This window comes from Vreelandella sp. L-15, assembly GCF_056857635.1.
This window is the reverse complement of record NZ_JBSXNN010000080.1, coordinates 41,000-48,427: the sequence shown is the minus strand read 5'-3', so window position 1 is coordinate 48,427 and position 7,428 is coordinate 41,000. Positions and strand designations below refer to the sequence as shown.

The 7,428-nt window shown below is 55.4% G+C and carries 6 protein-coding genes and 1 pseudogene; 5 read left to right on the top strand and 2 right to left on the bottom strand.

The genetic code is table 11. The features are described from left to right. The 3 genes and pseudogenes from AC13CY_RS12110 to AC13CY_RS12100 all read left to right on the top strand — a co-directional run. Nucleotides 1-589: pseudogene (locus tag AC13CY_RS12110) on the top strand (transposase); the annotation flags it as partial. 248 nt (nucleotides 590-837) lie between these two features. Beyond that, nucleotides 838-2,217 carry a L,D-transpeptidase scaffold domain-containing protein gene (locus AC13CY_RS12105; RefSeq protein WP_332102944.1) on the top strand — a complete coding sequence of 460 codons (1,380 nt, stop codon included), beginning with the start codon at nucleotides 838-840 and terminating at the stop codon, nucleotides 2,215-2,217. Between the two features lie 11 nt (nucleotides 2,218-2,228). Next, nucleotides 2,229-2,468, top strand: coding sequence for a hypothetical protein (locus AC13CY_RS12100; RefSeq protein ID WP_332102945.1), 240 nt, complete (start codon nucleotides 2,229-2,231; stop codon nucleotides 2,466-2,468). Between the two features lie 101 nt (nucleotides 2,469-2,569). Here the strand turns inward: AC13CY_RS12100 and AC13CY_RS12095 are convergent, their stop codons facing one another. Further along, a complete protein-coding gene (locus AC13CY_RS12095; RefSeq protein ID WP_172515529.1) occupies nucleotides 2,570-4,264 on the bottom strand; it encodes a peptidoglycan DD-metalloendopeptidase family protein in 1,695 nt (564 codons plus the stop codon). Between the two features lie 593 nt (nucleotides 4,265-4,857). On the opposite strand from AC13CY_RS12095, the gene AC13CY_RS12090 reads away from it, so the two are divergent. Together AC13CY_RS12090 and AC13CY_RS12085 are read left to right on the top strand one after the other, a co-directional pair. Next, a complete protein-coding gene (locus AC13CY_RS12090; protein WP_044628989.1) occupies nucleotides 4,858-5,778 on the top strand; it encodes a LysR family transcriptional regulator in 921 nt (306 codons plus the stop codon). An 81-nt stretch (nucleotides 5,779-5,859) separates the two neighbouring features. Beyond that, entirely contained in the window at nucleotides 5,860-6,852 is a 993-nt protein-coding gene (locus tag AC13CY_RS12085; protein WP_044628990.1) for a glutathione S-transferase family protein, read from the top strand. Nucleotides 6,853-6,933: 81 nt separating this feature from the next. On the opposite strand, the gene AC13CY_RS12080 is transcribed toward AC13CY_RS12085, so the two are convergent. Then, nucleotides 6,934-7,416 carry a PRC-barrel domain-containing protein gene (locus AC13CY_RS12080; protein WP_044628991.1) on the bottom strand — a complete coding sequence of 161 codons (483 nt, stop codon included), beginning with the start codon at nucleotides 7,414-7,416 and terminating at the stop codon, nucleotides 6,934-6,936. Nucleotides 7,417-7,428 lie beyond the last annotated feature (12 nt).

Genomic DNA, 7,428 nt, shown 5'->3' with positions numbered 1-7,428 from the left:
GATCGCCAAGGCCGTGGAGGCGGAGTTGAGCACGTTTCTGGAGCAATATGCCGACAAGACGCTGGAAGACGGCCGCCGTGTCGTCGTCCGCAACGGCTACCTGCCGGAGCGCACCGTGCAAACCGGTATCGGCGGCGTCGGGATCAAGGTGCCCCGCGTCCGTGACCGCAGTGGCGACGGGGTGACCTTCAGCAGCGCGCTGTTGCCGCCCTACCTGAAGCGGGCCCGCAGGATCGAGGAGCTCATCCCCTCGCTCTACCTCAAGGCAGTCTCTACCGGCGACTACCAGGACGCCCTGTCGGTCCTGCTGGGTGATCAGGCGAAGGCACTCTCGGCCAACACCGTGTCGCGTCTCAAGAAGCAGTGGGAGGACGAGCATACCGACTGGCAGAAGCGCGACCTGGCAGACCAGCGTTACGTCTACTGGTGGGCTGACGGCGTGTACAGCAACGTGCGCATGGATGACCGTCTGCCTGGGCAGCAAGGCGCAGTGCCTCGGGCGTGGCCCCTGGTGCTAACTGGAGTAACTGGTGGTGAAGAGGAGAAACGCCTGCGGGTGGTGCTGTTGCCACCTGGGAGAAAAAACTCGCCGCTTGAAGCGGGTAAGAAAGTAACACGATAGGTAAAGAAAACAGTACAGTGGTTATGCGTGAGCGAAAAAACATGGGTGCAATCCTGACTAAAGTGGCGAAAAAAGGGTACACACGTAGAGTCATAACGAGTAAACGTAAACGGCTATGATAAAAAACGCGTATCGGTACGGGAACAGCTGATATGACGTTAAGCAAAAAGAGTGAAGCCACACCACAACGCTGCATAGTAACGCAAGGAGGGGCGATGAACGACAATCAGCCACTAAGACGATGGGCGATAGGGGCCGCGCTCTGTCTGACGCTAACCTACCCACTGATGGCCACCTCAAGCGAACCCGCTAGCGAAGCGTTACAGCAAGCGCTGACACAGCGCATTCAGCAAAGCGGAGAAACGCTGCCGGTAGAGTCGTTTTACCAACTGAGGGATGGGCAGCCTGCTTGGCAGGCTATCAACCGTGTTGAAGCGCTGGTCAGCGCATTGAATAGCCTCGTGGATGACGGTTTAACGCCGAGTGATTATCAAGCCGCTTCGCTGTTGGATGATTTTCAGCTTAGCCAGCAGCTAGACGCCCAAGCGAAAGCAAGCTTCGATGTGCGCGCTACCCGTTCGCTGCTGTTAGCACTGGATCATTTATCGCTAGGTAAAGTGAACCCTAAAGACGTCGAGCCCAACTGGGACTTACCACGCCCTGAGCGGAGTTATGTACTTCCTCGGGTAGTGCAGGCGGTTGAAGAGGGTGATGTGCATCAGGCGCTGGCTTTCGCTCGCCCCGCATCTCCTGAGTATGCTCAGCTGCGCGAAGCGTTGACGCATTACCGCCGTTTGGCAGAGCAGGGCAGCGTGCCTTACTTACCGGGGCGTGAGGAGTCGCTGCGTCCCGGCGATATTGATGACGACGTTCAAACGCTACGCCAGCGCCTGACGCTATGGGGCGAGCCCCACCTGCTGGCAGCAGATAGTAGCGCTTACCCCATGGTCGACGTGCAGGCGTCAGGAGCTGACCCTCGCAGCTTCGACCGAGAGTTAGCGCAAGCGGTCATGCGTTTTCAGCGACGCCACCAGTTGCAAGAAGATGGCGTAGTGGGAGAGCGCACACGACTGGCACTGAACATGCCCGTCTCCGCACGAGTGAACCAATTGCGCATCAACCTGGAGCGCGCCCGCTGGATTCGCCCTTCGCTGGAGCGGGCGCCCAACGTATGGGTCGATATTGCAGGCTATCGCTTGCATTATACGCGCCCCAATGGCCAGCATTGGGATACCCGAGTGGTGGTGGGCTCGCCCAGCCGTGAAACGCCGATTATTCACTCCTCCATCAGCCATTTAACGGTTAATCCGAGCTGGACGATTCCGCCTACGATTATGCGGGAAGATGTGCTACCACGGATCCGCCGGGACGAGCAGTATCTGGCGCGGCAGAACATTCAGGTAGTGAGCCTATCTGGAGAAACGCTGGATGCGAGCACGATCGATTGGCAGCGTCCTGGAGGCGTGATGCTTCGCCAAGTGGCAGGGAGCAGCAATCCTCTGGGACGTGTCGTGGTGCGTTTTCCCAATAACGACATGATTTACTTGCAGATACCCCGGCAAGAGGGCTCTTTCAGCGTGAGCACAGGGCGCTGAGCTCTGGCTGTGTGCGGGTTGAGGGGGTAACGGAATTTGCCCAGCTCCTACTGCATGACAGCGGCAGCCGTTATCAACTCAATACGCTGATCGCGAATGGCCGCAGCGATCAAAACGTGAACTTGCCTAACCGTATTCCGGTAGCGCTGCACTATCTGACTGCTTGGCCCAACGGGCAAGGCGATGTAGTGTTTAGAGAGGATATCTATCACCGCGATGCGGCGCTGCTCGCAGCGCTCAAAGCAGTGTAAGTCGCTCGTCATTCATCACTACTGTTCATCACTACGGGTAGTATCAAAAAAGCCGCCCCACGTCGTGTGGAGCGGCTTTTTCGTATCGCCGTGGAGAGTACTTATTGGAGGCTTTCGTCGCTGTCGTTATCGCGCTCGTAGTTAGCCACGCTAATGGTGCCGGTTTCGCCACTCTCCAGCGCGGCCAACATCGGCTCGGCTTGGCGTTGGAACGCGATCAGCGTGTCGCCGCTTAGGCTAGTGTTCTCGGGCAGTTCGACCGTCATCGCGTTCACCGGCGTGTTATTGACGATGACTTCATAATGCAGGTGGGGGCCTGTGCTGCGGCCGGTATTACCGGACAGCGCAATACGATCGCCCATCGTGACGCGCTCGCCCTGGCTGACCAATGGTTGCGACAAATGCAAATAGCGGGTGCGGTAGCCGTTGTCATGGCGCACGACGATGTAACGACCGGCAGCGTGGTGGTTGCCGACACGCTCGACACGGCCATTGGCTGGCGCGGTGATAGGGGTACCAATGGGCATCGCAAAGTCGGTGCCGTTGTGCGGGCTCACTCGACCGGTGACCGGGTGTAGGCGGCGTGGGTTGAAGTTGGAGCTAAGACGATAATTACCTTCGAAAGGATGACGCGCAAAGGCCGGATCGAGGCTGCTGCCTTCGGGCGTGTAAAAATTATCGTCGGTGGTATTGCGCACGACGGTCAGGTCCATACGTTCGCCGTCATACTTAACGGCCAGTATACGCGAATCAAGTGTCTCGCCATCGATCATGTCAGATTCGACCAAGACCTGAAACTGATCCCCCCGGCGGCTGTCACGACGGAAGTCCAGCTTTTTTTGCAAGATGCGCGTAAGCTCTGTGACGGAGCTGCTGCTCAAGCCGGTGGCTTGGGCTGAGCGAGCAAAGCTGCCCGTTACGCTACCGGCATAAAGGCGCTGTACGGGCTCACCCTGACGTTCGATAGCCGTAATGGCGTATTGGTCACTATCCCGCTCTAGTAGAACGCCTTCGCGCGTGTTCTTCATCATGCGCAGTGCCAATAACCGGCCCGTTTCGTCCAACTGGTAGTCGAAGCTGTGACCTGCACGCCAATGCGTCAACATACGAGGATCGGGTAGGTCGTCCAGCAGGGCGAGCACTTCGCTGTACCCCAAGCCCAGCTCGTTTTGCGCTAACACGGCAAACGTCTCGCCAGGCTCGACGATATGAGTTTCCCACTCAGGAACGAACGGCTCTTCGGCTGCCAGCTCCAGTTCCAGGAACGAGACATCGTCCTCGTAGAGTTCGACCCCATAATCCTCGTAAGAAGTGGCATCAGCGATTTCGACGGAGTTGTCGACATTGAGCATGCCGCTTGTAATCGTGCCTAACACGATGGCCATATGAAGGGCACCGTCATCCAGTGCCCCCTCGTGCAGCGCTACCTGAGATTGGGCATCGCGTGGCTCAGCTTCACTCGCCATAGAGGCTTCTGCGCTGGTAATCACGTCGAGATCAACGATCTCGGTGGCTGCTAATTCACTTAAGGGGATATGTTCCCGGGTAGCGTCGAGCGCGCGCGAGGCACGGTCAATCGCTTCTGCAACGGGCGCTCGCTCTTGACGAAGCGAGGGGACGCCAGGCGCAGAGTCGCTAGGAAGCGGAACTAACACGCTTTCCAGCGGAGTTTGGGGTTGATTCAGGTCATCATAGGTCGTGATAAGTTTTTGTGCGCCCAGCACAGTGACCATGGTGGCCACGGGTAACAGTAATAATTTATGCGTGCGGGGCAGCGAATGAAGGATTCGCAACATGGGTAAATGGGCCGCCAAGTTCGTGAAATAAAAGTAACATGATAGTAAGCAAACTCGGGAACCATACCCCATGGAGGCAGGAGTGAATAGACTGTACATCTATACACAAAACATACTTTCGCTAAAAAGCGGAATTATTCAACTTGGGTGAGGATTTATGAACGCCGTTTGCTAACAAAAGTAACGTTGAACGTGCATGCTGGTGTGCGACGGCCCTCATTATTTTGCTCTTAACCATGGATGTAAGTTAGGCATTGCGAAAGCTGTTATACAGCTTGTGTCTAATTTAAAAGGCTTTTATCTCTTTTTGCGACTTTAATGAGCAGCCAAACAGGGTCTAAGTGAGAGGATCTACACCACGTTAGCAGCCTATACGATGATCATTACTCAAATAATTGAGGCAGCGTTAAAGATAACGAACAGGTTTTTTGTAATTTTTTGTATTTTTGGCGAGTGAGCTTTTGTCTTAGCGCGCTGCCGTTTACGCAGTGTTTGTCAGAGAACGAGTACTCGACGCTATTTCCTGGCATTCTAGTGGTATTTTTTCGAAGATGAAGTGGGTTGTTTCGCTGTATGGCGTCGAGGAAATCGAAATGTCTCGGGTAACACTAGCGCAGTGGCAGATGCTGGCCGCCGTGGTGGATCACGGTGGATTCGCACGGGCGGCAGAGGCTATCCACAAAAGTCCCTCCACGCTTAATCATGCGGTCCATAAATTAGAAGAGCAGTTGGGTATTCAGGTGCTTGAGCCGGTAGGTCGACAGGTACGCCTAACAGAAGCAGGCGAGCTGCTGCTTCGCCGTGCGCGCCAATTGATCGAGAGTGCGGAGTCACTGGAAGATGTAGCGTCGCGGCTTGCGGCGGGTTTAGAGGCTGAAGTGGTGGTGGCCATCGACCAAATTTTTCCTGCGGCTGCTCAGGCAAAAGCGTTGGAGCGCTTCTCTGACACCTACCCGCAGGTCAGAGTGCAGCTTCACGAGAGCGTGCTCAATGGCGGTACTGAAATGCTCTACGACGGCCGGGCGGACTTGGTGATTTCTGGCATCGAAGCGCAGGGATTTCTGGGGGAGCCGCTAGTGAATGTGCGTTTTGTGGCCGTCGCGCATCCAGGCCATGCGCTGCATCAGTTGGGGCGCTCGCTGGATTTGCGCGACTTGGCGCAGCATCGACAGTTAGTGGTGCGCGACTCGGCGCTACGCCAGTCTACCAACGCTGGCTGGTTAAAAGCCGAGCAGCGCTGGACGGTCGGGCATGTGAGTACGTCATTAGATATGCTGCGTCGCGGGCTAGGGTTTGCCTGGATACCGGAAACGCGTATTGCCGATGAGCTGGCCAGCGGTCAGTTGAAGCCGCTGCCGCTAAGCGCCGGGGGTATACGCGAAGTCCCCGTTCAATTGATCTTCCGTGACCGTGACCGCGCAGGCCCTGCGGCCCATGCCATGGCGGCAGCGTTAAAGCGGGCAGTAAAAGAAGTCTGCGAGCAACGTTCGATTCCCTCGAATGAACAGCCGTAAAACATGCGCTTGAGCCTGAATCAGTCGGGGGTATGCTGAACGTCAATCACAGTATAAAACGTTCAACGTAGGAGACGCCTGATGGGACTGCTTGTAAACGGTGAGTGGGTAGACCAGTGGTATGACACCAAAAAGCATGGCGGTGAGTTTGTACGTGAGTCCGCGCAACTGCGCGATTGGGTGGGCAGTAGTGAAGAGTCGCAAGGCGACAGTTATCCGGCCCAAGCGGATCGCTACCACCTTTATGTATCGCTCGCCTGCCCCTGGGCGCACCGTGCGCTGATCATGCGCAAACTGAAAGGTCTGGAACCGTTGATAGGTACTTCTCACGTTAGCCCACTGATGCTGGGCAACGGTTGGACATACCATCAAGACGAAGGCGCCAGCGGCGATCCGATCAATCACGCTGAGTTTCACCACCAGCTCTATACCATGACCAACCCGACCTACACTGGGCGGGTCACGGTGCCGGTATTGTGGGATAAACAGCGCAGCGCGATTATCAATAACGAATCCGCTGATTTGCTGCGTATCTTCAACCGAGCCTTCGATGAGCTGACAGGCAATAATCTGGATTTCTACCCAGAAGATCTGCGCAGCGTCATCGACGAAGTAAATGATGACGTATACGACCATATCAATAATGGCGTTTACAAATCCGGGTTCGCCACCGAGCAGCAGGTGTATGAGAAGCACGTGACCGCACTCTTTGATGCGTTAGAGCGCATTGAGAAGCGACTGGCAGAGCATCGCTACCTCGCGGGGGAGTGGCTCACCGAAGCGGATATTCGCCTCTTCACAACGCTAATTCGCTTTGACGCGGTCTACTTTGGCCACTTCAAATGCAATTTCAAACGCATTGAAGATTACCCGAACCTTTCCAACTACGTGCGTGAGCTTTACCAGTGGCCGGGTGTGGCGGAGACCGTCAATATGGATCATATCAAGCGACACTACTATTACAGCCACGACACGATTAACCCCACGCGTATTGTACCAGCAGGCCCGCTACTGGACTTTATGCGCCCGCACGACCGGGAGCGTTTGCCGGGACAGGGGATACGTCGCCGCTAAATGCTGTACGCTATGTACGAAAAAGGGCCATCCGCTTGGGTGGCCCTTTCCTATATTGCTGTGTATCAGCAAACAAACGTGTTACTCGTTGGCATCTATTGCTTCACGAGTAGACTGCCAAGCGCTCTGTGCACCTTCTTTAGTGGTTTGCCAAGCATCGCGTGCGTTCGCTTTGGTTTGTTCCCACCAGTCGCGATCATACGTTGGGAATGACTCCACTTCTTCAGATGTAGCTTCCAACATGATGCGATGCTCAGTGTCGCCATCGTTTTCAGTATGCGTTTCAAGCGTAAATTGGTCAGTGTTCACTACAATTTCGCGTCCGCCTAAGCCAAGTACAGCACCACTCTCGATTACGAGGGCTGAAATACGCATCTCTTCGTCAAACAAAATGTCATCGACTTCGCCAATCTCTTCGCCTGACCCATTGGCAAAGAACACTTCTGCATCAAGGATATCATCGGCAGAGTACATACCCTGCGGCTCTGTTTGCGCCTGAACATTAAAGGCCATACCGCCAAGCAGTGCCGTTGTAATTGCAGTCGTGAGGATTGATTTACGCATAGCTTCTCTCCA